Source organism: Streptomyces fungicidicus, assembly GCF_003665435.1.
Lineage (GTDB): Bacteria > Actinomycetota > Actinomycetes > Streptomycetales > Streptomycetaceae > Streptomyces > Streptomyces fungicidicus.
Genome location: NZ_CP023407.1, coordinates 3,639,342 through 3,665,261 on the forward strand (window position 1 = coordinate 3,639,342; position 25,920 = coordinate 3,665,261).

20 protein-coding genes and 6 tRNA genes are annotated in these 25,920 nt (G+C 71.2%); 9 read left to right on the forward strand and 17 right to left on the reverse strand.

Going from position 1 to position 25,920, the window contains the following annotated elements; genetic code table 11:
• Nucleotides 1–12: 12 nt before the first annotated feature.
• The 4 genes from CNQ36_RS16475 to CNQ36_RS16490 form a co-directional block, all read right to left on the reverse strand.
• Nucleotides 13–86: transfer RNA gene (locus tag CNQ36_RS16475), tRNA-Met, on the reverse strand.
• A 64-nt stretch (nucleotides 87–150) separates the two neighbouring features.
• Nucleotides 151–1,284, reverse strand: coding sequence for a dihydrofolate reductase family protein (locus CNQ36_RS16480; RefSeq protein ID WP_121546566.1), 1,134 nt, complete (start codon nucleotides 1,282–1,284; stop codon nucleotides 151–153).
• Between the two features lie 72 nt (nucleotides 1,285–1,356).
• On the reverse strand, nucleotides 1,357–2,016 hold the full coding sequence (locus tag CNQ36_RS16485; RefSeq protein ID WP_040906784.1) for a response regulator transcription factor: 660 nt from the start codon (nucleotides 2,014–2,016) through the stop codon (nucleotides 1,357–1,359).
• Between the two features lie 29 nt (nucleotides 2,017–2,045).
• Nucleotides 2,046–3,041: a sensor histidine kinase gene (locus tag CNQ36_RS16490; protein ID WP_121546567.1), complete on the reverse strand. Its 996-nt coding sequence runs from the start codon at nucleotides 3,039–3,041 to the stop codon at nucleotides 2,046–2,048.
• 415 nt (nucleotides 3,042–3,456) lie between these two features.
• On the opposite strand from CNQ36_RS16490, the gene CNQ36_RS16495 reads away from it, so the two are divergent.
• A complete protein-coding gene (locus tag CNQ36_RS16495) occupies nucleotides 3,457–3,732 on the forward strand; it encodes a DUF3040 domain-containing protein (RefSeq protein WP_121546568.1) in 276 nt (91 codons plus the stop codon).
• Between the two features lie 82 nt (nucleotides 3,733–3,814).
• Here the strand turns inward: CNQ36_RS16495 and CNQ36_RS16500 are convergent.
• The 4 genes from CNQ36_RS16500 to CNQ36_RS16515 all read right to left on the reverse strand — a co-directional run bounded on the left by CNQ36_RS16500 (nucleotide 3,815) and on the right by CNQ36_RS16515 (nucleotide 7,387).
• Nucleotides 3,815–3,887: transfer RNA gene (locus CNQ36_RS16500), tRNA-Lys, on the reverse strand.
• Nucleotides 3,888–4,041: 154 nt separating this feature from the next.
• Complete coding sequence (locus CNQ36_RS16505) at nucleotides 4,042–6,177, reverse strand: DEAD/DEAH box helicase (RefSeq protein WP_121546569.1); 2,136 nt, start codon at nucleotides 6,175–6,177, stop codon at nucleotides 4,042–4,044.
• A gap of 252 nt (nucleotides 6,178–6,429) precedes the next feature.
• Nucleotides 6,430–6,963 carry a hypothetical protein gene (locus CNQ36_RS16510; protein ID WP_121546570.1) on the reverse strand — a complete coding sequence of 178 codons (534 nt, stop codon included), beginning with the start codon at nucleotides 6,961–6,963 and terminating at the stop codon, nucleotides 6,430–6,432.
• Nucleotides 6,964–7,036: 73 nt separating this feature from the next.
• On the reverse strand, nucleotides 7,037–7,387 hold the full coding sequence (locus CNQ36_RS16515; protein ID WP_030820428.1) for a metallopeptidase family protein: 351 nt from the start codon (nucleotides 7,385–7,387) through the stop codon (nucleotides 7,037–7,039).
• Nucleotides 7,388–7,471: 84 nt separating this feature from the next.
• Between CNQ36_RS16515 and CNQ36_RS16520 the strand changes: the two genes are divergently transcribed.
• The 6 genes from CNQ36_RS16520 to CNQ36_RS16545 all read left to right on the forward strand — a co-directional run bounded on the left by CNQ36_RS16520 (nucleotide 7,472) and on the right by CNQ36_RS16545 (nucleotide 13,670).
• Nucleotides 7,472–9,067 carry a metallophosphoesterase family protein gene (locus tag CNQ36_RS16520; RefSeq protein WP_121546571.1) on the forward strand — a complete coding sequence of 532 codons (1,596 nt, stop codon included), beginning with the start codon at nucleotides 7,472–7,474 and terminating at the stop codon, nucleotides 9,065–9,067.
• An 80-nt stretch (nucleotides 9,068–9,147) separates the two neighbouring features.
• Nucleotides 9,148–9,220, forward strand: a tRNA-Glu gene (locus CNQ36_RS16525).
• A 37-nt stretch (nucleotides 9,221–9,257) separates the two neighbouring features.
• Nucleotides 9,258–9,332, forward strand: a tRNA-Asp gene (locus CNQ36_RS16530).
• Nucleotides 9,333–9,356: 24 nt separating this feature from the next.
• Nucleotides 9,357–9,430 (forward strand) — tRNA-Phe (locus tag CNQ36_RS16535).
• Nucleotides 9,431–9,524: 94 nt separating this feature from the next.
• Nucleotides 9,525–13,502, forward strand: coding sequence for an ATP-dependent RNA helicase HrpA (hrpA, locus tag CNQ36_RS16540; RefSeq protein WP_121546572.1), 3,978 nt, complete (start codon nucleotides 9,525–9,527; stop codon nucleotides 13,500–13,502).
• A 93-nt stretch (nucleotides 13,503–13,595) separates the two neighbouring features.
• Nucleotides 13,596–13,670 (forward strand) — tRNA-Asp (locus tag CNQ36_RS16545).
• 757 nt (nucleotides 13,671–14,427) lie between these two features.
• On the opposite strand, the gene bldC is transcribed toward CNQ36_RS16545, so the two are convergent.
• Nucleotides 14,428–14,634 (reverse strand): developmental transcriptional regulator BldC, encoded by a 207-nt coding sequence (gene bldC, locus CNQ36_RS16550; protein ID WP_003949541.1) that lies wholly within the window; start codon nucleotides 14,632–14,634, stop codon nucleotides 14,428–14,430.
• A 540-nt stretch (nucleotides 14,635–15,174) separates the two neighbouring features.
• Nucleotides 15,175–16,017, reverse strand: coding sequence for a DUF8083 family protein (locus CNQ36_RS16555; RefSeq protein ID WP_121546573.1), 843 nt, complete (start codon nucleotides 16,015–16,017; stop codon nucleotides 15,175–15,177).
• A gap of 222 nt (nucleotides 16,018–16,239) precedes the next feature.
• Here CNQ36_RS16555 and CNQ36_RS16560 point away from each other — a divergent pair, with 222 nt between their 5' ends.
• Together CNQ36_RS16560 and CNQ36_RS16565 are read left to right on the forward strand one after the other, a co-directional pair.
• On the forward strand, nucleotides 16,240–17,328 hold the full coding sequence (locus CNQ36_RS16560; RefSeq protein ID WP_004929589.1) for a Leu/Phe/Val dehydrogenase: 1,089 nt from the start codon (nucleotides 16,240–16,242) through the stop codon (nucleotides 17,326–17,328).
• A gap of 326 nt (nucleotides 17,329–17,654) precedes the next feature.
• Nucleotides 17,655–17,903 carry a DUF3073 domain-containing protein gene (locus tag CNQ36_RS16565; protein ID WP_121546574.1) on the forward strand — a complete coding sequence of 83 codons (249 nt, stop codon included), beginning with the start codon at nucleotides 17,655–17,657 and terminating at the stop codon, nucleotides 17,901–17,903.
• A 131-nt stretch (nucleotides 17,904–18,034) separates the two neighbouring features.
• Here CNQ36_RS16565 and purM read toward each other — a convergent pair whose 3' ends face one another.
• The 7 genes from purM to purS form a co-directional block, all read right to left on the reverse strand.
• The gene (gene purM, locus CNQ36_RS16570) at nucleotides 18,035–19,102 is read right to left on the reverse strand and encodes a phosphoribosylformylglycinamidine cyclo-ligase (protein ID WP_004929580.1); all 1,068 of its coding nucleotides are present in this window, start codon (nucleotides 19,100–19,102) and stop codon (nucleotides 18,035–18,037) included.
• A 33-nt stretch (nucleotides 19,103–19,135) separates the two neighbouring features.
• A complete protein-coding gene (purF, locus tag CNQ36_RS16575; protein ID WP_004929577.1) occupies nucleotides 19,136–20,662 on the reverse strand; it encodes an amidophosphoribosyltransferase in 1,527 nt (508 codons plus the stop codon).
• A gap of 62 nt (nucleotides 20,663–20,724) precedes the next feature.
• Nucleotides 20,725–21,510: an META domain-containing protein gene (locus CNQ36_RS16580; RefSeq protein ID WP_163013280.1), complete on the reverse strand. Its 786-nt coding sequence runs from the start codon at nucleotides 21,508–21,510 to the stop codon at nucleotides 20,725–20,727.
• A gap of 49 nt (nucleotides 21,511–21,559) precedes the next feature.
• Nucleotides 21,560–22,357 carry a maleylpyruvate isomerase family mycothiol-dependent enzyme gene (locus CNQ36_RS16585; RefSeq protein ID WP_004929568.1) on the reverse strand — a complete coding sequence of 266 codons (798 nt, stop codon included), beginning with the start codon at nucleotides 22,355–22,357 and terminating at the stop codon, nucleotides 21,560–21,562.
• Between the two features lie 91 nt (nucleotides 22,358–22,448).
• Entirely contained in the window at nucleotides 22,449–24,707 is a 2,259-nt protein-coding gene (gene purL / locus CNQ36_RS16590; protein ID WP_121546576.1) for a phosphoribosylformylglycinamidine synthase subunit PurL, read from the reverse strand.
• Complete coding sequence (purQ, locus tag CNQ36_RS16595) at nucleotides 24,704–25,384, reverse strand: phosphoribosylformylglycinamidine synthase subunit PurQ (protein ID WP_121546577.1); 681 nt, start codon at nucleotides 25,382–25,384, stop codon at nucleotides 24,704–24,706. Before purQ ends, purL begins: the two co-directional genes overlap by 4 nt.
• Nucleotides 25,381–25,644: a phosphoribosylformylglycinamidine synthase subunit PurS gene (gene purS / locus CNQ36_RS16600; protein WP_010045045.1), complete on the reverse strand. Its 264-nt coding sequence runs from the start codon at nucleotides 25,642–25,644 to the stop codon at nucleotides 25,381–25,383. Before purS ends, purQ begins: the two co-directional genes overlap by 4 nt.
• Between the last annotated feature and the right edge of the window lie 276 nt (nucleotides 25,645–25,920).

Genomic DNA, 25,920 nt, shown 5'->3' on the forward strand with positions numbered 1-25,920 from the left:
CTCGGCCTTCAGTAGCGGGGACAGGATTTGAACCTGCGACCTCTGGGTTATGAGCCCAGCGAGCTACCGAGCTGCTCCACCCCGCGTCGGTAGACACCAGTGTACGCCATGCGCGGGACATGCCGCACACCCATTACCGGCGGGCCCGTCTCAGCGGCCGAGCAGATGGCCGTTGGGCGCCTTGGCGCGGTCCTCGTGCTCGGGCAGCACCACGACGGTGGCGCCCCCGGACTCCAGTACGCCGCTGCCGTCGGCGCCCTCGACGAAGGTGTCCGGCTCCCGCCAGGCCGTGACCACCCGCCGCACCCCCGCGTCCAGGATCAGCCGGACGCAGGACGCGGGGCGGGACGCTCGGCGGGCGCACGGCTCCAGGCTGGAGTACACGGTGGCGGTGGCGAGCCGGGGGTCCGTGGGATCGGCCTTGGCGAGCGCCGCCTCCTCCGCGTGCACCACCGGGTCCCCGCCCTCCCGGGAGTGACCGCGCGCCAGCTCCGTGCCGTCGGCGGCCACGACGACCGCGCCCACGCTGAACGCCGTCGCGGACGGCGGGCACAGGGCGGCCAGCTCGCAGGCCAGGGCCAGCCAGTGGTGGTCGGCGGCGGACGGCAGCGGGCCGGTGCCGGGGGCGGTGGGCTCGTAGCGCATCAGGACGACGTCGCCGACCTGGCGGGTCCCGGTCAGCCGCAGCCTGCCGCCCTGGTAGGCGCCGGGGCCGAAGAGGCGGGGGGCCTCCGGGTCGCCCACGAACAGCGGGGCGACGGCGAGCTGCAGTTCGTCGGCGAGGCCCTGGGTGATCAGCTGGGTGTGGATCAGTCCGCCGCCCTCGACCATGAGCCGCCGGACCCCGCGCGCGGCGTGCAGATGCTCCAGCAGCCGCCGCCAGTCCAGTTCGGCGCCGAGCGGGACGACGTCGGCGGCGATCCCCAGGACGCGGGCCCGCTCGGCGCCCTCGTCGGTGGTGTAGAGGACCTTCTCGCCGCCGGTGTGCCAGAACCGGGCCGCCGGGTCCAGCTCTCCCGAGCCGCTGACGGTGACCTTGAGCGGGTACTCGGTCCGGCCCTCGGCCAGGCGGGCGGCGCGCCGCTCGGGCGAGTTGACCAGCAGCCGCGGGTTGTCGGCGCGCAGGGTGCCGGCGCCGACCAGGATGGCGTCCACGGACGCCCGTACCTCGTCGACCCGGTCGAAGTCGGCCGGGCCGGACAGCAGCAGCCGTTCGGGGCCGGTGTCGTCCAGGTAGCCGTCGAGGGAGACGGCGGCGGACAGCAGGACGTAGGGGTGCGGCATCGGTTCCTACTCCGGGTGGGCGGGCTCGGGGGTGCCCAGTCTGGCAACACTCCCGGCGGGCCCGTGCGCCGGTCAGGGTTCGATGAGCCCCACGCGGATGGCGTAGCGGGTGAGTTCGAGGCGGTCCCGGAGGCCGAGCTTGGCCAGCAGGTTGGCGCGGTGCCGCTCCACCGTCTTGGGGCTGATCACCAGGAGGCCCGCGATCTGCTGCGAGGTGTGGCCCTCGGCGACGAGCTTGAGGATCTCCTCCTCGCGGTCGGTGATCGCCTTGGCCGGCAGGGCGCGGCCCTCCCTCGCCAGGTCGAGGTAGTTGTGGATGAGGGCGTTGACGGCGCCGGGATAGAGGAACGGCTCCCCGCGCATGGTGGCGTGGCATGCCTCGACGAGGTCGCGGTCGGCGACGGACTTCAGGACGTAGCCCGAGGCGCCGGCGGCGAGGGCCTCGAAGAAGAACTGCTCGTTGTCGTACATGGTCAGGATGAGGATGCGGGTCTCCGGCAGGGTGCGGGAGAGCTCACGGGCCGCCTGGAGACCGGTCTGGCGGGGCATCGCGATGTCGAGGATGGCCAGGTCGGGGCGGTGCTCACGGGCCTGCTCGAGGGCTTCGGCACCGTCGGCGGCCTCGGCCACGACGGTCAGATCCGGCTCACCGTCGAGGATGAGGCGAACCCCCCGGCGGACCAGCGCGTGGTCGTCGGCGAGCAGGATGCGGGTGGGGGCCGGGTCTGTCATGTTCAGCGTTTCCGGTCGAGGGGCGTCGGTCACGGTGGCGGAGCGTGCGCGGTCTCCCGTGCGGGGACGAGGGCGTGCGCGGGGAAACGGGCGGGGACGGGGACGGTCAGGCGGACCTCGGTACCGCCGCCGGCGGCCCGGTCCACGGTGAGCCGGGCGCCGACGAGCAGGGCGCGTTCGCGCATCCCGCGGATGCCGGCGCCCTCCGGCGCGGCGCCGGTGCCCCGGCCGTCGTCCCGGACGAGGAGTTCGACCCCGCCGGGCGCGCGGCGCAGGGCCAGCTCGGCGCGACGGGCCCCGGCGTGGCGGGCGGTGTTGGTGAGGCCCTCCTGGGCGACCCGGTAGATGACCAGTTCCGTCTCCTGGTCCAGCTCGGGCAGGTCCGCGGCGGGGGAGTGCTGGACGCTCAGGCCGGAGCCGCCGTACTCGTTGGCGAGGGCCTTGAGCGCGCTGGCCAGTCCCAGCTCGTCCAGCACGCCGGGACGCAGTCGGCGGGCGATGCGCCGGATCTCCTCCAGACTGGCCCGGGTGGTCTCCTGCACCTGGCGCAGCTCCTCGCCCAGTCCGGGCGGGGCGTGGTCGGCGGCGCGCTTGAGCTGGAGCAGTACGGCGGTGAGGGACTGGCCGACCTCGTCGTGCAGTTCCCGGGCGACCCGGCGGCGTTCGGCCTCCTGCGCGGACAGGGCGCGGGCGCTGCTCGTGGCGCGCTCGTCCTCCAGCCGGTCCAGCATCGTGTTGTACGTGGTGATCAGCTCGGCGATCTCGCCGCGCCCGCCGACCGCGGGGCGGTCTCCGGGGCGGAGCAGGTCGGTCGTGGTCATCGCCCGGGTCAGCCGTTGCAGCGGGGCGAGGCCGACGCGGAGCAGCAGGGCGTTGGCGACCAGCATGGCGGCCAGCCCCACGGTGAGGACCGCGGCCTCGGTGAGCAGGACCGGCGTGGATACGGTGACGGGTCCCAGCAGAAGGGCCGTGGCCACGATGAGCACGACGGCGTTCAGCAGGAAGATCCGCCAGAACAGGGGCACCCCGTACCGCCTCCTCGCCGTGGGCCGCTCGCCGCGGGCCCCCGTGTGCGCGGGAGCCCGACGGCCCGCTGTCCGGGGGCGCGGCGCGGGCCGTCATCCCCAGCGTGGGCGCTGAGCGGGCCCCGCGCCATCGGTGACAACCCCCATTTCGCACACCGGGCCCCGGCCGGCCCGGGGGTCCCGTACACGCCGTCCCCCACCGGGGATGGGGGCCGCGACGGATGGCCCCGGCGGGTGCCGGTGGGCGAGGCTGGAGTCTCCGTACCGGGCGGGTGACGAGGTCGGTGCAAGGGCAAACTCCTTTGTACCGGGCCGAGTTCGCGACAGGCCGACGGTCACCCCTGAAGCCCCGGCAGCACGGAGCAAGGGCCGTCCGCGGTGTCACCGGGCGGCCGCCCCCTGGAAAGGAGGAGCCGTGCCCCAGTCCGACGACGAGCGTCCGATCGACCTCGCGGCCCGTGTCGAGCACGAGGATCCCCGTGTCGCCCGCTCCCCGTCCGCCGGACGGCCGGCCGGCCCCCGCGACCACCGGCGCACCGGCGCCTGGTGGGCGCTGGTCATCGGTGTGACGATGCTGATCGCGGGGGTGATCGTCCCCGACGGACTGCTGATCGCCGCGGGCCTGGTCCTCGCCGGGATCGCCGTCCAGCTCCTCGACCCCGCCCGGCGGCAACGCGACGTCCGCCCCTGACATGACGCGGCGCCCGAACCGGCTGAGGCCGGTCCGGGCGCCGTGCGGCAGGCCGGCGACGTCGCGCCGGCGCTACCAGGGGTAGGCCCTGTGGGACTCGAACCCACAACCAATGGATTAAAAGTCCACTGCTCTGCCAATTGAGCTAAGGGCCCCTGGCGATGTTGCCTCCCCGAGCATAGCGGGACGCGGCCGGGACTCCGATCGGGTATCCGGCGGGCGGGTCCGTGCGTGTCCCGGGAGGAAACGCGGGAGGGCCCGCACGACGGGTGTCGTGCGGGCCCTCCCGGCCGGCCGGGTGAGGCCGTGTCAGCCGTTGCGCTTCCAGCGGGGCTTGTCGTCGCGGCGGCCGAAGGAGCCGCCACCGCGGTGGTCGTCACGACGGCCGTTGGGGCGGTCGTGGGAGCCGGAGCGGAAGCCCGGACGGTCGCCCTGGCGGTCGCGGTTGAACGGGCGGTCGCTGCCACGGTGGCCGCCCCGGTCGTCACGGCGGAAGCCGCCGCGGTCCCGGTCGCGGTCGCGGTTGAAGCCGCCACGGTCGTCACGACGCTCGAACGAACGCCCACCGCGGTCACCACGGTCGTCACGACGCTCGAAGGAACGGCCGCCACGGTCGTCACGGCGGTCGTCACGGCGGAAGCCGCCACGGTCGTCACGACGCTCGAACGAACGCCCGCCACGGTCACCACGGTCGTCACGACGCTCGAAGGAACGGCCGCCACGGTCGTCACGGCGGTCGTCACGGCGGAAGCCGCCGCGGTCCCGGTCGCGGTCGCGGTTGAAACCGCCACGGTCGTCACGACGCTCGAACGAACGCCCCCCGCGGTCACCACGGTCGTCACGACGCTCGAAGGAACGGCCGCCACGGTCGTCACGGCGCTCGCGCCGCTCGTACGGCGCCGGGGCGTCCGTACGCTCCACGCGCTCGGTCCGCTCGACGTCCCGCGCGGTCGGCTGCTCGGGCAGCGTGACCTCGGCCTCGTCCGACGCCGCGGCGGCCACCTCGGCCACCACCGTCTCGACGTCCTCGCCGCGCTCCCGCGCGACCCGGGCCACCAGACGGTCGGCCTCGTCACGCAGCTCCGAGGCACGGCGCTGCGCCCGCTCCAGCTCCTTGGCGAGCTGGGCGACCTCGCGCTCGGCCTGCTGCGCCGCGTTGCCCGCGGACTCGGCCTGCACCTCGGTCATCGACCGGGCGCCGGTGATCTCGGCGACCTCCGGGTCGAAGGCGGCACCGCCCTGGATGATGTGGCGCGTGGCGTCGACGCCCGCGTCCTCCATCAGCCGGAAGATCTGGCGGCGCTGGTGCGGCAGCGAAAGGGAGACGACCGTGCCGGTGCGGCCGGCCCGCGCCGTGCGGCCGGCCCGGTGCAGGTAGTCCTTGTGGTCGCCGGCCGGGTCCACGTTCAGGACCAGGTCGATGCCGTCGACGTGGATGCCGCGCGCCGCGACGTCCGTGGCGACGAGGACGTTGACGTAACCGTCCTTGAAGTCGGCCAGCGTGCGGGTACGGGCGCCCTGGGTCATGCCGCCGTGCAGCGCGTCCGCCTTGGCGCCGGCGTCGCGCAGCTGCTCGGCGACGCGGTCGGCGCCCAGCTGGGTGCGGACGAAGATGATGGTGCGGCCCTTGCGGGAGGCGATGGCCGCGGTGACCGGCGCCTTGTCCTTGGGCTTCACGACGAGGATGTGGTGCGACATGGTCGTCACCGCGCCCTGCGCCGCGTCCACCTCGTGGCTGACCGGGTCCTTCAGGTACCGGTCGACGAGGGTCTTGATCTCGTTCTCCATGGTGGCGGAGAACAGCATCCGCTGACCGCCCGGCGGCACCTGGTCGAGCAGTTCGGTGACCTCGGGCATGAAACCGAGGTCGGACATCTGGTCGGCCTCGTCGAGGACGGCGATCTGCACGTTCTCCAGCGAGCAGGCGCCGCGGTTGATGATGTCGCGCAGTCGGCCCGGGGTGGCGACCAGGATGTCGACGCCCCGCTCCAGGGCGTAGATCTGGTTGCCCATGGAGGTGCCGCCGCAGACGACCTTCATCCGCAGGCCGACGACGTCGCCGTAGGGCTGGAGGGCGTCGGCGACCTGCATGGCCAGCTCACGCGTCGGCGTCAGGATGACGGCGCGCGGCTTGTGCTTCTCGGTGCGGCCGCCGGCCAGCGTGGCCAGCGTCGGCAGACCGAAGGAGAGGGTCTTGCCGGAGCCGGTGCGGCCGCGGCCGAGGATGTCCTTGCCGGCCAGGGCGTCCGGGATGGTCGCGGCCTGGATCGGGAAGGGGGTGGTCACGCCGTTCTGCGCGAGCTTGCGCACGACGCCCTCGGGCAGGCCGAGGTCGGCGAAGGTGGTCTCGGGGGCCGCCACCTCGGTGGTGGCGTCGATGTCGGTGTCCGTCACGTTCTCGGCGTTCTCGGGCACGACGACGTGATCAGTACTGGCGATGGGCATACGAATGCGAAACCTTCCGGAGTCTCTTCGGCACGCGCCCGTCAACTCCGTGATTCGCGATTCGCAAAACGACCGCCTCGATGCGGTCCACCACGGTAAGGGAGAGTACGCGCCACACGGCGCGCTCTGCAGTGGCGCCGAGCAAATAGGATCAAACGATCTGCCACCATACGCACCCTGGCACCCCGAAAGCAAACCGGCAGGTGAGCGAGGGGGTCGGTGTGCGAGGAAGCACGTATGCAGTGTAAGGGCTCAGACCGGTGCCCCCGCTTCCGGCGCGGGCTCCCGGTGCGCCAGCTGGGTCTCGGGCGGCTCGTGCGCCGACGAGGACGGCTCCGCCTGTGTCGGCTCCGGCGGGGCCGAGGGCTCGGGCGGCGTCGGCGTGGGCTCCGGCTCCGGGGTCCGCGACGGCTGCGGCGGAACGGGCCGGTCGTCGGGGGTGGGTCCCGCGGGCCCGTCCGGCCCGCCGCCGGCCGGCGTGGAGCGGCTCGCCCCCGCGGACGGCGAGGCCTCGGCGGAGGCGCCCTTCTTCTTCCCGTCCTTCTCCCCCTCGCCGCCGCGCCCGGCGCCGCCCCCGCGCTCCCCGTCGGCCGTCACGGCGCCGTACCCGCCGCCCCCCGACACCGTCGCGCCGCCGTCCGGCGCCTCACCGTGCCGCTTCTCCGTGGAGTGCGACGGTCCGGCGCCCGGGCCCGCACCGTCCTCACCCACGCTCATGCAGCCTGCGGCAGCGGCGACGGCCACGACGGTGGCGGCCAGGCGGACGGTTACGTACAAGCGGCGCACGGAGCCACCTCCGATGGGAGTACGGGGTCAACAACCCCAACTCCCGCCACCCGCAAGAAGACACGCGCACGGCCTACCCGTAGCCGAGCGCGTGCAGCCGGGCGTCGTCGATCCCGAAGTGGTGTGCGATCTCGTGCACCACCGTGATCTCCGTCTCGGCGACGACGTCCTCCCGGGACTCGCACATCCGCAGCGTCGGCCCCCGGTAGATGGTGATCCGGTCCGGCAGCACCCCCGCGTACCACTCGCCCCGCTCCGTCAGCGGAGTGCCCTCGTACAGCCCGAGCAGCTCCGGGTCGTCCGCCGGCGGCTCGTCCTCCACGAACACCGCGACGTTGTCCATCAGTCGGGTCAGCTCCGGCGGGATCCGGTCCAGCGCCTCGGCGACCAGCTCCTCGAACGTCTCGCGCGTCATCTCCAGCACAGAGCCATTGTCGGGCACGAGCCGTCCGTACGAGTCGCGCCCGGCCCCCGCATATCCGGCCGCCGGCTTGGGCATACGGGACCAATGGTCCGCGTCCCCTCCCCCGTGACGAACGTCCTCCACCGCATCCGACGGGTCCCGCGGGCCCTCGCCCGCCCGGGCCGCCGGCCCCCGGCTCCGGCGCTCGGCCTGGCCCCGCAGCCGCGCCCCTGGGTGCGCGCGGCCGGCCTGGTCGCCGTGGTCGTCCTCGGCGCCTGGCTGGGACTGCTGGTCGTGGGGAACGTGCATGTCCCCGTGGGCCCGATGAACACGACCATGACCCTGCGCCCCTCCGTCACCGGCGGCACGAAGATCAACATCTCGCCCCTGGGCGCCCTCCAGCTCGACAGCCACATCGCCCCCGTCCGCCTGGACGTCAACGTCGACCAACTGGACCCCGAGCGCTCCCAGGCGCTGGTCGACCACCCGGAACGCCTCTCCGGCCTGCAGGACGAGGTCACCCAGGACATCGCCCACGGCACCGCCGACCTCGCCGTGCGCTCCTGTGTCGCGGTGGTCACCGGCGCCACCGCGCTCGGCCTCGCCGTCTACCGCCGCCCCCGCAGGGCCCTCGCCGCCGGCGGCCTCGCCCTCGGCCTGCTGGCCGCCTCCGGCGGAACGGCCTACGCCACCTGGAAGCCCGACTCCGTGCTCGAGCCGAAGTTCTCCGGTCTGCTCTCCTCGGCGCCCTCGCTGGTCGGCGACGCCCGCAGCATCGTCACCGAGTTCGACGTCTACCAGAAGGAGCTGGCGCGTCTGGTCACCAACGTGACCAAGCTCTACGACGCCACCTCCACGCTGCCCGCCTACCGGCCCGACCCGACCACCATCCGGGTGCTCCACGTCTCCGACATCCACCTCAATCCGGCCAGCTGGAAGATCATCGCCTCGCTGGTGGAGCAGTACCAGGTGGACGTGATCGTCGACTCGGGCGACACGATGGACCACGGCAGCGCCGCCGAGAACGGCTTCCTGGACCCCATCGAGGACCTGGGCGCCCCCTACGTCTGGGTCCGCGGCAACCACGACTCGCGCGTCACCCAGCGCTATCTCACCGGCCTGAAGAACGTCCACGTCCTCGACGACGGCAGGGCCACGACCATCGCGGGGCTGCGCTTCGCCGGCATCGGCGATCCGCAGTTCACCCCGGACCGCTCGGAGAAGACGGGGGCCGAGCAGTCCCAGGAACTGGCGGGCGCCCGCCTCGCCTCGGCCCTGCGCGACCAGCGGGCCGCGGGCACGCCGGTGGACGTGGCGATCGCGCACGAGCCCTCCGCGGCCCGCGAGGTCGACGGCACAGTGCCGCTGGTCCTGGCGGGCCACATCCACCACGAGAAGACGGAGACGATGAAGTACGGCACCCGGCTCCGCGTCGAGGGCTCCACCGGCGGCAGCGGTCTGCGCGCCATCGAGGGCAAGTACCCGGACCCGATCGAGACGTCGATCCTCTACTTCGACCGCGACACACGCCGGCTCCAGGCCTGGGACTCCATCGAACTGGGCGGCCTCGGCCTGACCACGGCGGAGGTGAGCCGCCACATCCCCAAGGAGAACCAGCCGGGCGCGCCGACCTCGCCGTCGCCCTCCTCCCCCGGCTCCTCCAGGACCCCCTCGGACAGGCCCTCGAGCCCCGCGCCGTAAACCGTTTTGGCGAACGCTCCCGCCATCCCATATGCTTCTCACGTCCCCGACGCGCTGAGAAGCGCGCAGGCGGGCCGATAGCCCTCATCGTCTAGCGGCCTAGGACGCCGCCCTTTCAAGGCGGTAGCACGGGTTCGAATCCCGTTGGGGGCACGCACCACCCTGTGCGACACTGTCGTACGACACGCTTGGTCCTGTGGAGCAGTTTGGAGTGCTCGCCACCCTGTCAAGGTGGAGGCCGCGGGTTCAAATCCCGTCAGGACCGCTGGTGTTTCACGTGAAACACCGCGGCTGGGTAGCTCAGTTGGTACGAGCGATCGCCTGAAAAGCGATAGGTCGCCGGTTCGACCCCGGCCCCAGCCACAGCAAAGGCCCCGATCCTCGATCGGGGCCTTGTTGTGTGCCCCGGCAAAATCATTGGCCGCGAATTTCCGCGGGATGAGATCCTGGAGTCCGTATGTCTACGCACTCTGCCCCCGCTCTCGACTCCCTCGCCCCCCGCCTCGCCGAGCTGTCCCTGCGCGACGCGCACCGGCTCGGCCGACGGCTCGAGGGCGCCCGCAGGATCCGCAAGCCGGAGGCCCGCTCCGCCGTGCTGGCGGAGATCGAGGCCGAGGTCGCCGGGGCCGAGGAGCGGATGGCCGGGCGGCGCGCCCGGGTCCCCGCGGTCACGTATCCCGAGCAGCTGCCGGTCAGCCAGAAGAAGGACGCGATCGCCGAGGCGATCCGTGACCACCAGGTCGTGATCGTCGCCGGTGAGACCGGTTCCGGCAAGACCACCCAGATCCCGAAGATCTGCATGGAGCTGGGCCGGGGCGTGCGGGGCATGATCGGGCACACCCAGCCCCGGCGCATCGCCGCCCGCACGGTGGCCGAGCGGGTCGCCGAGGAGCTGGACACCCCGCTCGGGGAGGCCGTCGGCTGGAAGGTCCGCTTCACCGACCAGGTGAATCCGAACGCGACGTTCGTGAAGCTGATGACCGACGGCATCCTGCTCGCGGAGATCCAGACCGACCGCGAGCTGCGCGCCTACGACACGATCATCATCGACGAGGCCCACGAGCGGTCGCTCAACATCGACTTCCTGCTCGGCTATCTCTCCCAGCTGCTGCCGAAGCGTCCGGACCTCAAGGTCGTCATCACCTCGGCGACCATCGACCCCGAGCGTTTCTCCCGGCATTTCGGCGACGCGCCGATCATCGAGGTCAGCGGGCGCACGTACCCGGTGGAGGTGCGCTACCGGCCGCTGCTGGAGGAGGACTCCGACGAGGCCGACCGCGACCAGATCACCGCGATCACGGACGCCGTCGAGGAGCTGATGGCGGAGGGACCCGGCGACATCCTGGTCTTCCTCTCCGGTGAGCGGGAGATCCGGGACACGGCCGACGCGCTGACCAGGAAGCGGTACCGGTCGACAGAGGTGCTGCCGCTGTACGCCCGGCTGTCGCACGCCGAGCAGCACCGGGTGTTCCAGCAGCACAGCGGCCGCCGCATCGTGCTGGCGACCAACGTCGCCGAGACGTCCCTCACCGTGCCGGGCATCAAGTACGTCATCGATCCCGGGTTCGCCCGGATCTCCCGCTACAGCCACCGCACGAAGGTGCAGCGGCTGCCGATCGAGCCGGTGTCGCAGGCCAGCGCCAACCAGCGCAAGGGCCGCTGCGGCCGTACCTCGGACGGTATCTGCGTCCGGCTGTACAGCGAGGACGACTTCCTGTCCCGTCCGGAGTTCACGGACGCGGAGATCCTGCGGACCAACCTCGCCTCGGTCATCCTGCAGATGACGGCGGCCGGCCTGGGCGAGATCGAGAAGTTCCCGTTCATCGACCCGCCGGACCACCGCAACATCCGCGACGGTGTGCAGCTGCTGCAGGAGCTGGGCGCGCTGGACGCCGCGCAGAAGGACCCCCGCAAGCGGCTGACGCAGACCGGGCGGAAGCTGGCCCAGCTGCCGGTGGACCCGCGGCTGGCCCGCATGGTGCTGGAGGCGGACCGCAACGGCTGTGTCCGCGAGGTGATGGTGATAGCCGCCGCGCTGTCCATCCAGGACCCGCGGGAGCGGCCCGCCGACAAGCAGGCCCAGGCGGACCAGCAGCATGCCCGGTTCCGGGACGAGTCGAGTGACTTCCTCGCGTACCTGAACCTGTGGCGGTACGTCCGCGAGCAGCAGAAGGAGCGCGGTTCCTCGTCGTTCCGGCGGATGTGCAAGCAGGAGTACCTGAACTTCCTGCGGATCCGCGAGTGGCAGGACATCTACACGCAGCTGCGCACGGTCGCCAAGCAGATGGGCATCCATCTGAACGAGGAGGACGCCCCCGAGGACCGTGTCCACGTCTCCCTGCTCGCCGGTCTGCTGTCGCACGTCGGCATGAAGGACGTGAAGGAGTCCAAGGACTCGGGCGCGGCGGGCCGCAAGGACGGCGGGCGGAACGAGTACCTGGGTGCGCGGAACGCCAAGTTCGCGATCTTCCCGGGTTCGGCGCTGTTCAAGAAGCCGCCGCGGTTCGTGATGTCGGCCGAGCTGGTGGAGACGTCCCGGCTCTGGGCGCGGGTCAACGCGAAGATCGAGCCGGAGTGGGTGGAGCCGCTGGCGGAGCACCTGCTCAAGCGGACCTACAGCGAGCCGCACTGGGAGAAGGACCAGGCGGCCGTGATGGCGTACGAGAAGGTGACGCTGTACGGCGTGCCGATCGTGGCGCAGCGCAAGGTGAACTACGGCCGGATCGACCCGGAGGTCTCCCGGGAGCTGTTCATCCGCAACGCGCTGGTCGAGGGCGACTGGCGCACGCACCACAAGTTCTACGCCGACAACCGGCGGCTGCTGACCGAGGTCGAGGAGCTGGAGCACCGGGCGCGGCGCCGGGACATCCTGGTCGACGACGAGACCCTGTTCGACTTCTACGAGCAGCGGATCCCCGAACACGTGGTGTCGGGGGCGCACTTCGACTCGTGGTGGAAGCACAAGCGGCACGAGCAGCCGGACTTCCTCGACTTCGAGCGCGAGATGCTGATCCGTGAGTCGGCGGAGGCGGTCACCAAGGCGGACTATCCGGACTCCTGGCGGCAGGGCCCGCTCAAGTTCCGGGTGACGTACCAGTTCGAGCCGGGCGCGGACGCCGACGGTGTGACGGTCCATGTGCCGCTGCAGGTGCTGAACCAGGTCACGGACGAGGGGTTCGACTGGCAGATCCCGGGGCTGCGGGAGGAGGTCGTCACGGAGCTGATCCGTTCGCTTCCCAAGCCGATCCGGCGGAACTACGTGCCGGCGCCGAACTTCGCCAAGGCGTTCCTGGAGCGTGCGGTGCCGCTGCAGGAGCCGCTGACCGTCACGATGGCCCGTGAGCTGAAGCGGATGGTCGGGGTGCCGTTCGAGGCGGAGGACTTCGACTGGTCCCGGGTGCCCGACCACTTGCGGGTGACGTTCCGGATCGTCGACGAGCGGCGCCGCAAGCTGGCCGAGGACAAGGATCTCGAGGCGCTGAAGCTCCGGCTGCGGCCGAAGGCCCGCCAGGCGCTGTCCCAGGCGGCCGCCGCGACCGCGCAGCGTCAGGGCGGTGAGTCGCTGGAGCGCAAGGGGCTGACGGACTGGACGATCGGTTCACTCACCCAGGTGTTCGAGACCCGGCGTGCCGGTCAGCCGGTGAAGGCGTATCCGGCGCTGGTGGACGACGGCGCGACGGTCTCGGTCCGGCTGTTCGACTCGGAGGTCGAACAGGCGGAGGCGATGTGGAAGGGCACGCGCCGGCTGATCCTGCTCGGGATTCCGGTGAACCCCGCGAAGTTCGCTTCCGAGAAGCTGACGAACGCGCAGAAGCTGGCGCTGTCCGCGAATCCGCACGGTTCGGTGCAGGCCCTGTTCGACGACTGCGCGACGGCCGCGGCGGACAGGCTGATCGCCGACTTCGGCGGTCCGGTGTGGGACGAGGAGTCCTACCGGAAGCTGTACGACAAGGTCCGCGCGGAGATCGTGGACACCACGGTCCGTGCGGTGGGCCAGGTGCAGCAGGTGCTGGCGGCGTGGCAGGCCTGTGAGCGCCGTCTGAAGGGCGTACGGAGCGCCGCGCTGCTCCCGAACCTCCAGGACGTGCGCGGGCAGCTGGACGGGCTCGTACGGCCCGGCTTCGTCACGGAGGCGGGGCTGCGGCGGCTGCCGGACCTGATGCGGTATCTGGTGGCCGCGGACCGGCGGCTGCAGCAGATGCCGGCGAACGTGCAGCGGGACACCACGCGCATGGCGAAGGTCCACGAGATGCGGGACGAGTACGCGTGGCTGCTGGAGCAGATGCCGCAGGGGCGGCCGGTGCCGCAGCCGGTGCGGGACATCCGCTGGATGATCGAGGAGCTGCGGGTCAGCTACTTCGCCCACGCGCTCGGCACGGCGTACCCGGTGTCGGACAAGCGGATCGTGAAGGCGATCGACGCCGCGGCACCGTGACGACCCCTTCACTGAGGGTGAGTTCGACCAGCGGGCTCACCCTCCTGTACAGTCCTTCTCGCAGCGCAACGCAGGAATGGCGCCGCGAAACCTGGTCCTGTGGAGCAGTTTGGAGTGCTCGCCACCCTGTCAAGGTGGAGGCCGCGGGTTCAAATCCCGTCAGGACCGCAACAACCAGAAGGCCCGCTTCCCTTGGGAAGCGGGCCTTCTGCGTGCGAGCCCACCACCCGTCAGAGCCCGCCCGGTGCCCCGCGACACTCAGCGCCGCTGTGCCGCCTTGACGGGCACGCGGCCGCTCGGTACTCCAGGAAGCACGACACGGCCCTCCCGGGCCCCTGGAGGTGGCGTATGGCGGCACAGGCCGGGCACGGGGCGCGGACGCCGCCCCGCGCCCATCCGGCCCGTCACCACCCCGCCCGCCGGCGCCCCCGGCGGCCGGCGGGAGGCAACTCCCTTTCCCTCTAGCGCATATGCCGCAGACTCGACAAGCCGACTGGTATGTGACGGGTGTCACCGCATGAGTTTTGAGAAGTGCCGCCCTTACACCTCTCCTACAACAGATCAATTTAATATGTGCAATTGCACCTCTGGGAGAGGTCCGCACCCGCCGGCGCACAGCTGATCCCACAACCGCCCCCAGAGTCCGACAAGCCCGCGCACAGAGCACCCTCCGGGTGCGTTCGGAGGTCCACCGGGGCCGGGCCGCCACACGTGTCGGCGCACGTGTCGGCGCACAAAAAAGATCGCGCTGGACCCGGCGGAGTCCAGCGCGATCGACGACGCACCCTTGTTCAGTTGCCCGGAAAGCTCTGATCTGCTGGGGCGAGGGGCCTGTTGGGGCAGTCCCCGCGTCGCTTGGAGCAAGGGTTCCCGGGCGCCTCAGCCGGTGGGGGACCGGCCGCTGCCACCCGGATCATGCAGTTGTTCAGGCCTCGCTGCGCTGCTGCGGAATGCCCGCGAGCAGTGCGCGGACCTCGGCTTCGCGGTAGCGGCGGTGCCCGCCGAGCGTGCGGATCGACGTGAGCTTGCCTGCCTTCGCCCAGCGCGTGACCGTCTTCGGGTCGACGCGGAACATGGTGGCAACCTCAGCCGGGGTCAGCAGCGGCTCGGCATCAGGGGTGCGAGCGGTCATGAGCGGCCTCCTCGGGAGAACCGAACCTTCTCGGTTCTTTCCTCTAAATTCTGCACCTTGACCCGCGTTGCCCGAAATGGCGGACGCGAGTCGAGTCGGTTATAGGACGAACGGCTTGTCCTCGGCACTACAACTACACCATCTGTCCAGCCACGTCGGCCAAACCGATGGAATTGCCCTCCCAGGTGTTCATCAGCCGCGGAAGCCGATGGACCATGCCATAGCGGACAGTCACGCTGGTGTGACGATCAGTCACACCAGCGCGCAGGAGTCACCGGACCCCCCAAAGCGTGCAATGCTGAGATTCCGCCCATAGTCGAGCACAGCAGGACGGAGGAGTCCTCCCCGGACTCCTTGTCCTATTTTGGCATGAAGAGGGGCAAGCGGCGCAAGGGCCGCGTAAGTGCGGTCCGTCACGCTTGGCGCTCTTGGGACATACGCCCGGATCGGCGGCTACGTCCGTTGTAGGACCCGCGCTGACAGGACCTCAGAACACCTCAGGGCGATGACAAAACCCCAAGAACGGCGTTTGGTCAAACGTCAGTTCGCCGAACGCAGGTCGCGCACCGCGCGCCAGCGCTCCACGAGGCGCCCGTAGGCGGCCCCGGCGCCCTCCCCGTCGCCCCTGCGCAGCGCCGCGATCCCCTCGGCCACGTCGGCCGCCGAGTGGTCGTCCTGGAGCGTCTCGGCCGGCAGGGCGTGCACCAGTCCGCCGTAGTCCAGCTCGACCAGCGAGCGCGGATGGAACTCCTCCAGCCAGCGCCCGACGTCCACCAGGCCGTCGATCAGCGGGCTCTCGTCCACGGCCTCCCGCAGCGCCCGCAGCCCCCGCGCCACCCGGCGTCGGGCCTGCACCATCGGGGTCCGGTAGCGCAGCACGGTCGCCTCGTCGGCGGAGCCCTTGACGTACTCCCGCTCGTCGTCGGAGAAGAGCACGAACCAGTTGATCGGCACCTGCCAGGTCGAGGTGCGGATCCACGGCCGGGCGTCGGGGTTGTCGGCCAGCCAGCGCTCGTAGTCCTGGGTCGCCCGGCGCCGTACGGCCGGGGGCAGCAGCACGTCCAGGACCGGCAGCGGGAAGTCCTCCGCGAGCTCCCCCAGGGCCTGCCAGCCGCGCAGCCGGGTGCGCCAGGGGCAGACGCAGACCACGCCGTCGTTCTCCAGCACGAACGCGTCGTCGCTCTCGCGCGCCGGCACCGGGGCCGTCGGGGTGGACGCCAGACCGGTCAGCGCCCGGCGGAGTTCGTCCTGGTAGGAGGGGCGGCCGGGGCGGCGGGCGTAACGGGCCCAGTGGCCGCGTTCCGGTTCCGGGAAGGCGGCCAGCGGTTCGTACACGCGCAGGTAGGTCGCGTAGGGGACGATCACCGAGAACACCTTGGGCACGCCTGCTCCCTCCCCCGCGCACCGCCGGGAAAACCTGCAAGGTCCCCGCCCGGACGGGTGGTAAACCCGAGCAAATCGTCGCACGGCGGTACTCCGGTCGGAGGTGATCCGCGACACGGTGCCGCCGACGGACGGGTAAGGATCTACTCTCGTGCCACGCGGCTCCCGCCACCTCTACGGGCGCCGTCCCCACCCGCCGCTACTGACTCAGGAGTCACCACAGTGACCGACGTATCTGACGGCGTCCTGCACACCCTGTTCCACTCGGACCAGGGGGGCCACGAGCAAGTCGTGCTCTGTCAGGACCGCGCCAGCGGCCTCAAGGCCGTCATCGCCCTCCACTCCACCGCGCTGGGCCCCGCCCTCGGCGGCACGCGCTTCTACCCGTACGCCTCCGAGGAGGAGGCCGTCGCGGACGCGCTGAACCTCGCGCGCGGGATGTCGTACAAGAACGCCATGGCCGGGCTCGACCACGGCGGCGGCAAGGCCGTGATCATCGGCGACCCGGAGCGGATCAAGTCCGAGGAGCTGCTGCTGGCCTACGGCCGGTTCGTGGCCTCGCTCGGCGGCCGGTACGTCACCGCCTGCGACGTCGGCACCTATGTCGCCGACATGGACGTGGTGGCCCGCGAGTGCCGCTGGACCACCGGCCGCTCCCCCGAGAACGGCGGCGCGGGCGACTCCTCCGTGCTCACCTCCTTCGGCGTCTACCAGGGCATGCGCGCCGCCGCCCAGCACCTGTGGGGCGACCCCTCGCTGCGCGACCGCAAGGTCGGCGTCGCGGGCGTCGGCAAGGTCGGCCACCACCTGGTGGAGCACCTGCGCGCCGAGGGCGCCGAGGTCGTGATCACCGATGTGCGCGAGGACGCCGTGCGGCGGATCCTCGACCGGCACCCGCAGGGCGTGTCCGCCGTCGCCGACACCGAGGCGCTGATCCGCACCGAGGGCCTGGACGTCTACGCCCCGTGCGCGCTCGGCGGGGCGCTGAACGACGACACCGTGCCGGTGCTCACCGCCAGGGTGGTCTGCGGCGCCGCCAACAACCAGCTCGCCCACCCGGGCGTCGAGAAGGACCTCGCGGACCGCGGCATCCTCTACGCGCCGGACTACGTGGTGAACGCCGGCGGTGTCATCCAGGTCGCCGACGAGCTGCACGGCTTCGACTTCGACCGGTGCAAGGCGAAGGCGTCGAAGATCTTCGACACCACGCTCGCCATATTCGCACGTGCGAAGGAGGACGGGATTCCGCCGGCCGCCGCGGCCGACCGGATCGCCGAGCAGCGGATGGCGGAGGCACGCCCGGCGCGCTGACCGCGACGACAGGAACGGGGCCGCCCCGCCCGGGGCGTTCTCGTACATGTGAGCGGTACCCGTCGGCGGGCACGTGGAGAGAACTCTCACTTCTCCCGGCGGGTCGACCGTCGATAAGTGGTTAAAATCGCGTCTGACCAGCGAGGACAGGGCGCCTCGAGGGTCCTGGGCGCGGGCACGTCATGCGGGCGACGTACCGTATGGGCGCGGGCTCAGGTACCGTGGAAGCCCTACGGACCGGACTCTCCGCGGAGAGTCCGTTCTGGACCATGAACGCGTGTCAAGACTCTGGGGCCGTCGAGCCCCGTCGTTGAGGGGGTCGAGCCATGGGGCGCGGCCGGGCCAAGGCCAAGCAGACGAAGGTCGCCCGCCAGCTGAAGTACAACAGCGGTGGGACTGACCTCTCACGCCTGGCCGAGGAGCTGGGTGCATCGCCTTCGAATCAGCCACCGAACGGTGAGCCTTTGGAGGACGATGAGCAAGACGACGACCTGTACGCACGGTACGCCGACCTCTATGAGGACGACGACGAGGACGACGACGGACCGTCCTCGCAACATCGTCGCGGCGCTTGACCCTGCGCCGACCACCAGCCCGGTAGGTGACCCCGGTCACCTACCGGGTTTAGTGCTGCCCATGCCGGGCGGACCGCCTCCGTGGACGGTGCTGCCCGCCGGTCACCGCGCGGGCAGCACCTTCCGCGTGCTCAGTTCGCGTAGTCACCGACAAGCGCCGCGCCCGTGGTGTGCTCGCCGCGGTCGGTGATCTCACCGGCCACCCAGGCGTCCACCCCGCGGTCGGCCAGCGTCGCCAGCGCCACGTCGACGGACTCCTGCGGCACGATCGCGATCATGCCGACGCCCATGTTCAGGGTCTTCTCCAGCTCCAGCCGCTCGACCGAGCCGGTCCGCCCGACCAGCTCGAACACCGGCGCGGGCGTCCAGCTGGAGCGGTCCACCGTGGCGTGCAGCCCGTCGGGGATCACCCGGGCCAGGTTGGCCGCGAGCCCGCCGCCGGTGACGTGGCTGAACGCGTGCACCTCGGTGGTGCGCATCAGCGCCAGGCAGTCCAGCGAGTAGATCTTGGTGGGCTCCAGCAGCTCCTCGCCGAGGGTGCGGCCCAGTTCGTCGATCCGGGCCTCCAGGGCGAGCCCCGCCCGGTCGAGCAGGACGTGCCGGACGAGGGAGTAGCCGTTCGAGTGCAGGCCGGAGGAGGCCATGGCGATCACCGCGTCACCCGTACGGATGCGCTCCGGGCCGAGCAGCCGGTCAGCCTCCACGACGCCCGTACCGGCCCCGGCGACGTCGAAGTCGTCCGGACCCAGCAGACCGGGGTGTTCGGCCGTCTCGCCGCCGACCAGGGCGCATCCGGCCAGCACACAGCCCTCGGCGATGCCCTTGACGATCGCGGCGACGCGCTCGGGGTGGACCTTGCCGACGCAGATGTAGTCGGTCATGAACAGCGGCTCGGCGCCGCACACCACGATGTCGTCCATGACCATGGCGACCAGGTCGTGGCCGATGGAGTCGTAGACACCCATCCGGCGCGCGACGTCGACCTTGGTGCCGACGCCGTCCGTGGCGGAGGCGAGCAGCGGCCGCTCGTAATTCTTGAGGGCGGAGGCGTCGAAGAGGCCGGCGAACCCGCCGAGGCCGCCGAGGACCTCGGGGCGGCGGGTCTTCCTCACCCATTCCTTCATCAGCTCGACGGCGCGGTCGCCCGCCTCGATGTCGACGCCCGCCGCGGCGTAGCTGGCACCAGTGTTCTGGGACATGACTGTGAGAGCTTTCGTGTCGTCCGTCAGGGCTTACGGGCGGCGGATCGCGTCGACCGCGGCCGGAGCGGCGGTGCCCGCGGCCAGCTCGGTCTCCAGGAGCTGCTTGCCGAGGAGCTCGGGGTCGGGCAGCTCCATCGGGTACTCGCCGTCGAAGCAGGCGCGGCACAGGTTCGGCTTGGCGATGGTGGTCGCCTCGATCATGCCGTCGATGGAGATGTACGAGAGGGAGTCGGCTCCCAGCGAGGTGCCGATCTCGTCGATGGTCATGCCGTTGGCGATCAGCTCGGCGCGGGTCGCGAAGTCGATGCCGAAGAAGCACGGCCACTTCACGGGCGGCGAGGAGATCCGGATGTGGACCTCGGCGGCGCCCGCCTCGCGGAGCATGCGGACCAGGGCGCGCTGGGTGTTGCCGCGGACGATCGAGTCGTCGACCACGACCAGGCGCTTGCCCTTGATGACTTCCTTGAGCGGGTTCAGCTTCAGGCGGATGCCGAGCTGCCGGATGGTCTGCGACGGCTGGATGAACGTACGTCCGACGTACGCGTTCTTGACCAGGCCGGCGCCGAACGGGATGCCGGACGCCTCCGCGTAGCCGATGGCGGCCGGGGTGCCCGATTCCGGGGTCGCTATGACCAGGTCGGCGTCGACCGGGGCTTCCTTCGCCAGCTTGCGGCCCATCTCGACACGCGAGAGGTACACGTTCCGGCCGGCGATGTCGGTGTCCGGGCGGGCCAGGTACACGTACTCGAAGACACAGCCCTTGGGCTTCGCTTCCGCGAATCGGGAGGTGCGAAGACCGTTCTGGTCGATGGCGACGAACTCGCCCGGCTCGATCTCGCGCACATAGCTCGCGCCGCAGATGTCGAGGGCGGCGGACTCGGAGGCGACGACCCAGCCGCGCTCCAGCCGGCCGAGGACCAGCGGGCGGATGCCCTGCGGGTCACGGGCCGCGTACAGGGTGTTCTCGTCCATGAAAACGAGGCTGAAGGCGCCCCTGACCTTGGGCAGGACCGCGTGCGCGGCCTGCTCCACGGTCACCGGCTCGCCGTCGGCGGCGCGCTGGCCGGCCAGCAGGGCGGTGATCAGGTCGGTGTCGTTGGTGGCCGCGACCTTGGGCGCGCGGCCGTTCTCCTTGGGGAGTTCGGCGACCATGTCGGCGAGCTGCGCCGTGTTGACCAGGTTGCCGTTGTGGCCGAGCGCGATGGATCCGTGCGCGGTGGCGCGGAACGTCGGCTGGGCGTTCTCCCAGACGGAGGCGCCGGTGGTCGAGTAGCGGGCGTGTCCGACCGCGATATGACCCTGGAGCGAACCGAGAGAGGTCTCGTCGAAGACCTGGGAAACCAGGCCCATGTCCTTGAAGACGAGGATCTGGGAGCCGTTGCTGACCGCGATTCCCGCGGATTCCTGGCCCCGATGCTGGAGGGCGTAGAGCCCGAAGTACGTGAGCTTGGCGACCTCTTCGCCCGGAGCCCAGACACCGAAGACGCCGCAAGCGTCCTGGGGGCCCTTCTCTCCGGGGAGCAGGTCGTGGTTGAGTCGTCCGTCACCACGTGGCACGCCTCCGAGTGTAGGCGAGGTCGACCACTGGTCCGAATGCGGGATGAGCCCTCAAAGCCGCATCAGCGCTGTGCGACGGCCCGCACACTGGTTCCGTTTCCGCTGGTCAGCGTCAGGGTCCTGCCATCGATCTGGTAGTCCACCGTGCCGTTGAACAGCTTGGTCAGGGCCTTCTCGCCGTCCATGAGTGAGTCTTCGCACATCATGCGGGTCATGCCCGGCACGCCGAGGGTGATATGGCCGTCGCGCACCGTGGCGTCCGCGTTCACCTGGTTGCAGCCGAGGCTGCCGGCGACGGTGCCCTTCTCCTTGTCGAAGGTGAGGTGGGCGCGCTTGCCGAGGGCCGGGGTGGTGACCGTCCAGGTGGTGCCGTACAGCGGGCTGTCCTCGGTCCTGCTCAGACGCACGGTGTCGCCGGACTCGGTGGTGAGGGTGAGGCGGTCCTCGGTCACGTCGGCCGTGAGGGCGCCGTCGCCGAGGGTGCGGGCCACGGTGCTCTCGACCTCCATGACCTGCTCGGAGCAGGCCTTCTTCGTGCTCTCCCGGCCGCCGAACCGCACACGGTCGCCCTCGAAGGTGGCGCGGCCCCTGAACAGGTTGCAGCCGTAGCTGCCCTCGACGCCGCCGCTGTCGTCGACGGTGAGGTTCGCCCCGTCGGGGGCGCGGCGGGTGGTGCCGTCGACGGTGACGCTGTCGAGGGTCCAGCGGACACCCGCGAGGGGTTTCTCCGCCTTCGCGGTGCCGCTGCCGGCGCCCGCCTTCTCGCTGCCACAGGCCGCCGCGAGCGGGACGGCGAGCAGGGCGACTGCCGTCAGGGTCATGCGCTGCTTGTGCTTCTGCCTGTACATGCCCATTCGACGGGGACGGGGAGCAAGTGGTTCCCCTTGTGTTCCCGGCTCACCCCAGCAGTGGCAGCCAGGACCCGAGGTCCGCCCTCTCCCCACGGGCGCTCACCCGGGCGTCGGCCACGGCGTCCGCCCAGGCCGTCCGCCCGGCGGCCAGCCGGATCCAGGTCAGGGGGTCGGTCTCGACGACGTTCGGCGGAGTGCCGCGGGTGTGCCGGGGCCCCTCCACGCACTGCACGACCGCGTACGGCGGGATCCGTACCTCCGTGGAGCCGCCGGGCGCCTTCGCGGCGAGCGCGTCGGCCAGCAGCCGGACGCAGGCGGCGAGCGCCTGGCGGTCGAAGGGGATGCCGAGGCCGGGCACGGCGGCGTTCAGGTCGTCGGTGTGGACGACGAGCTCCACGGTGCGGGTGACCACGTAGTCGGCCAGCGGCAGCGCGCCCGCGCTGGTGGGGAGCAGCCGGCCGCCGGGACGGGTGTCGAGGCGGGCGGTGAAGCGCTGCTCGGCCTCCGCGAGGCGGGCGTCCAGGTCGGGGTGGTCCGCCGCGTGCCGGCGTGCGGTCGCGGCGATGGCGTCCGCGTCGGCGGCGATGGCGGACGGCCAGTCGAGCAGGTGCCCGTCCTGCCGCGCGGGCTCCGGCTCGTCGAGCAGCCGGTCCACCGCCGTGAGCGCCGTCCCGATGTGCGCCACCAGTTCCCGTACGGTCCAGTCGCCGAGCCGGGTGGGCAGGGCGAGCTGCTCCGGGGTGAGGGTGCGCACGGCCGCCCGTACGTTGCCGAACTGCGCCAGTACGGCGGCGCGGGTCCTGCCGGGATCGTAGGAACGGGTGCGCTTCTTGGCCGGTGGCATGGCGGAAGCCTATGCGGCGGCGGGTGCGCCGAAGCCCCCGGCCGGCGGACCGGGCGGGGGCTTCGTCTCCGTGCGGGAGAGGGGCGGGGGATCAGGCCAGCAGCGCCGGGATCGTGCCCTCGTGCACCTCGCGCAGTTCGGCGAGGGAGAGCGCGAACTCGCCCTGGACCTCGACCGTGTCGCCGTCGACGACTCCGACGCGGGTGGCCGGGAGGCCGCGCGCGCCGCACATGTCGTTGAAGCGGAGCTCCTCCGAGCGCGGCACGGCGACGACGGCGCGGCCGGCCGACTCGGAGAACAGGAAGGTGAAGGCGTCGAGCCCGTCCGGTACGACCAGCCGCGCGCCCTTCCGCCCGAGCAGCGCCGACTCGACGACCGCCTGGACCAGACCGCCGTCGGACAGGTCGTGCGCGGAGTCGATCATGCCGTCGCGGGAGGCGGAGATCAGGATCTCGGCGAGCAGCCGCTCCCGCTCGAGGTCGACCTTGGGCGGCAGGCCGCCGAGGTGGTCGTGGACGACCTGGGACCAGGCCGAGCCGCCGAACTCCTCACGGGTGTCGCCGAGGAGGTACAGCAGCTGGCCCTCCTCCTGGAAGGCGACCGGCGTGCGGCGGGCCACGTCGTCGATGACGCCGAGGACCGCGACGACCGGGGTCGGGTGGATGGCGGCCTCGCCCGTCTGGTTGTACAGGGAGACGTTGCCGCCGGTCACCGGGGTGCCGAGCTGCTGACAGCCGTCGGCCAGACCGCGGACGGCCTCGGCGAACTGCCACATGACCGCCGGGTCCTCGGGCGAGCCGAAGTTCAGGCAGTCGGAGACCGCGAGGGGCTTGGCGCCGGTGGTCGCCACGTTGCGGTAGGCCTCGGCGAGGGCCAGCTGGGCGCCCGTGTACGGGTCGAGCTTGGCGTACCGGCCGTTGCCGTCGGTGGCGATCGCGACACCGAGGCCGGACGCCTCGTCGATGCGGATCATGCCGGAGTCCTCCGGCTGCGCGAGCACGGTGTTGCCCTGCACGAAGTGGTCGTACTGCTGGGTGATCCACTGCTTGGACGCCTGGTTGGGCGAGCCCACCAGCTTCAGGACCTGGTCCTTCAGCTCCTCGGACGTCTCCGGGCGCGGCAGCTTGCCCGCGTCGTCCGCCTGGAGCGCGTCCTGCCAGGACGGGCGGGCGTACGGGCGCTCGTAGGTCGGGCCCTCGTGGGCGACGGTGCGCGGGTCCACGTCGACGATCTTGCCGCCGTGCCAGAAGATCTCCAGGCGGTCGCCGTCGGTCACCTCACCGATGACGGTGGCGATGACGTCCCACTTGTCGCAGATCTCGAGGAAGCGGTCGACCTTCTCCGGCTCCACGACCGCGCACATGCGCTCCTGCGACTCGCTCATGAGGATTTCCTCGGGAGACAGGGTCGAGTCGCGCAGCGGGACGTCGTCCAGCGTCACCCGCATGCCGCCGGAGCCGTTGGAGGCCAGCTCGCTGGTCGCGCAGGACAGGCCCGCGGCTCCCAGGTCCTGGATGCCGACGACCAGCTTCTCCCGGAACGCCTCCAGGGTGCACTCGATGAGGAGCTTCTCCTGGAAGGGGTCGCCGACCTGGACGGCCGGGCGCTTGGAGGGCTTGGCGTCGTCGAAGGTCTCGCTGGCCAGGATCGACGCGCCGCCGATGCCGTCGCCGCCGGTGCGGGCCCCGTACAGGATGACCTTGTTGCCCGCGCCGGACGCCTTCGCGAGGTGGATGTCCTCGTGCCGCATGACGCCGATGGCACCGGCGTTGACCAGCGGATTGCCCTGGTAGCAGGCGTCGAAGACGACCTCGCCGCCGATGTTGGGCAGGCCCAGGCAGTTGCCGTAGCCGCCGATGCCGGCGACGACGCCGGGCAGCACGCGCTTGGTGTCGGGGTGGTCGGCCGCGCCGAAGCGGAGCGGGTCGACCACGGCGACCGGGCGGGCGCCCATCGCGATGATGTCGCGGACGATGCCGCCGACACCCGTGGCCGCGCCCTGGTAGGGCTCGACGTACGACGGGTGGTTGTGCGACTCGACCTTGAAGGTGACCGCGTAGCCCTGGCCGACGTCGACCACGCCGGCGTTCTCGCCGATGCCGACGAGCAGGGCGTCGCTCTCCGGGGCCTTCTCGCCGAACTGGCGGAGGTGGACCTTGGAGGACTTGTACGAGCAGTGCTCGGACCACATCACCGAGTACATGGCGAGCTCGGCGCCGGTCGGGCGGCGGCCGAGGATCTCCACCACCCGCTCGTACTCGTCCTTCTTCAGGCCCAGCTCGGCCCAGGGCAGCTCGACGTCGGGGGTCCCGGCCGCGTGCTCGACCGTGTCCAGAGGCGTCCGGCTCATGCGTTGACCAGCTTCTTGAGGATCGAGGTGAAGAACGGGAGGCCGTCGGTGCGACCGGTGCCGATCAGCGACTCGACGGCGTGCTCGGGGTGCGGCATGAGGCCGACGACGTTGCCCGCGGCGTTGGTGATGCCGGCGATGTCGTTGAGCGAGCCGTTGGGGTTGACGTCCAGGTAGCGGAAGGCGACCCGGCCCTCGGCCTCCAGCTCGTCCAGCGTCCGCCGGTCGGCGACGTACCGGCCGTCCATGTTCTTCAGCGGGATGTGGATCTCCTGGCCGGCCGTGTAGTCGGTGGTCCAGGCGGTGTCCGCGTTCTCCACCCGCAGCTTCTGGTCGCGGCAGATGAAGTGCAGGTGGTCGTTGCCCAGCATGCCGCCGGGGAGCAGGTGCGCCTCGGTGAGGATCTGGAAGCCGTTGCAGATGCCGAGGACCGGGAGGCCGGCCTTGGCCTGCTCGATGACGGTGTCCATGACCGGCGAGAAGCGGGCGATGGCGCCGGCGCGCAGATAGTCGCCGTACGAGAAACCACCGCAGAGCACCACGGCGTCGACCTGCTTGAGGTCCTTGTCCTTGTGCCAGAGGGAGACGGGTTCGGCGCCCGCCACGCTGATCGCGCGCTGCGTGTCCCGGTCGTCCAGACTGCCGGGGAAAGTGACGACGCCAATACGAGCGGTCACTTCACGGCCTCCGCGACTTCCTCGACGCGCACGGTGAAGTCCTCGATCACGGTGTTGGCGAGGAAGGATTCCGCAAGATCGTGGATACGGGCGAGCGCGGCCTCGTCGACCGGCCCGTCAACTTCCAGTTCGAATCGCTTTCCCTGGCGGACGTCCGAGATCCCTTCGAAACCCAGTCGCGGCAGTGCGCGCTGCACCGCCTGGCCCTGGGGGTCGAGGATCTCCGGCTTGAGCATGACGTCGACTACGACGCGTGCCACTGGCACTCCCGGTGTGTGGTGCTGAGCAGGTTCCTTCAGACTACCCGTACAAAATTTCTACGCGAGTAGAGTTGTAGGAATCTACGTGAGCGCGGTCACGATCCGGCCTCGCCGGGAGACTCCTGGGAAAAGATCCGGGAAAGATCCGCGTTCACTCGCACATCGCTATTGCGCCCCGGACACGCGGACAGATTTAGTCGGGCTTCACAATGCAATGCCGGGCACTGTACAAATGAATTGTCATTAGCAGATACTTTGCCCGATTACAGGCGGACG

What these genes read in the sequence shown, in the direction of transcription:
- CNQ36_RS16565 (WP_121546574.1), top strand. Translation starts at nt 17,655, where the DNA reads ATGGGGCGCGGCCGGGCCAAGGCCAAGCAGACGAAGGTCGCCCGCCAG.
- purM (WP_004929580.1), bottom strand. Translation starts at nt 19,102, where the DNA reads ATGTCCCAGAACACTGGTGCCAGCTACGCCGCGGCGGGCGTCGACATC.
- hrpA (WP_121546572.1), top strand. Translation starts at nt 9,525, where the DNA reads ATGTCTACGCACTCTGCCCCCGCTCTCGACTCCCTCGCCCCCCGCCTC.
- CNQ36_RS16580 (WP_163013280.1), bottom strand. Translation starts at nt 21,510, where the DNA reads ATGTACAGGCAGAAGCACAAGCAGCGCATGACCCTGACGGCAGTCGCC.
- CNQ36_RS16505 (WP_121546569.1), bottom strand. Translation starts at nt 6,177, where the DNA reads ATGCCCATCGCCAGTACTGATCACGTCGTCGTGCCCGAGAACGCCGAG.
- bldC (WP_003949541.1), bottom strand. Translation starts at nt 14,634, where the DNA reads ATGACCGCTCGCACCCCTGATGCCGAGCCGCTGCTGACCCCGGCTGAG.
- purL (WP_121546576.1), bottom strand. Translation starts at nt 24,707, where the DNA reads ATGAGCCGGACGCCTCTGGACACGGTCGAGCACGCGGCCGGGACCCCC.
- CNQ36_RS16480 (WP_121546566.1), bottom strand. Translation starts at nt 1,284, where the DNA reads ATGCCGCACCCCTACGTCCTGCTGTCCGCCGCCGTCTCCCTCGACGGC.
- CNQ36_RS16485 (WP_040906784.1), bottom strand. Translation starts at nt 2,016, where the DNA reads ATGACAGACCCGGCCCCCACCCGCATCCTGCTCGCCGACGACCACGCG.
- CNQ36_RS16585 (WP_004929568.1), bottom strand. Translation starts at nt 22,357, where the DNA reads ATGCCACCGGCCAAGAAGCGCACCCGTTCCTACGATCCCGGCAGGACC.
- CNQ36_RS16520 (WP_121546571.1), top strand. Translation starts at nt 7,472, where the DNA reads ATGGTCCGCGTCCCCTCCCCCGTGACGAACGTCCTCCACCGCATCCGA.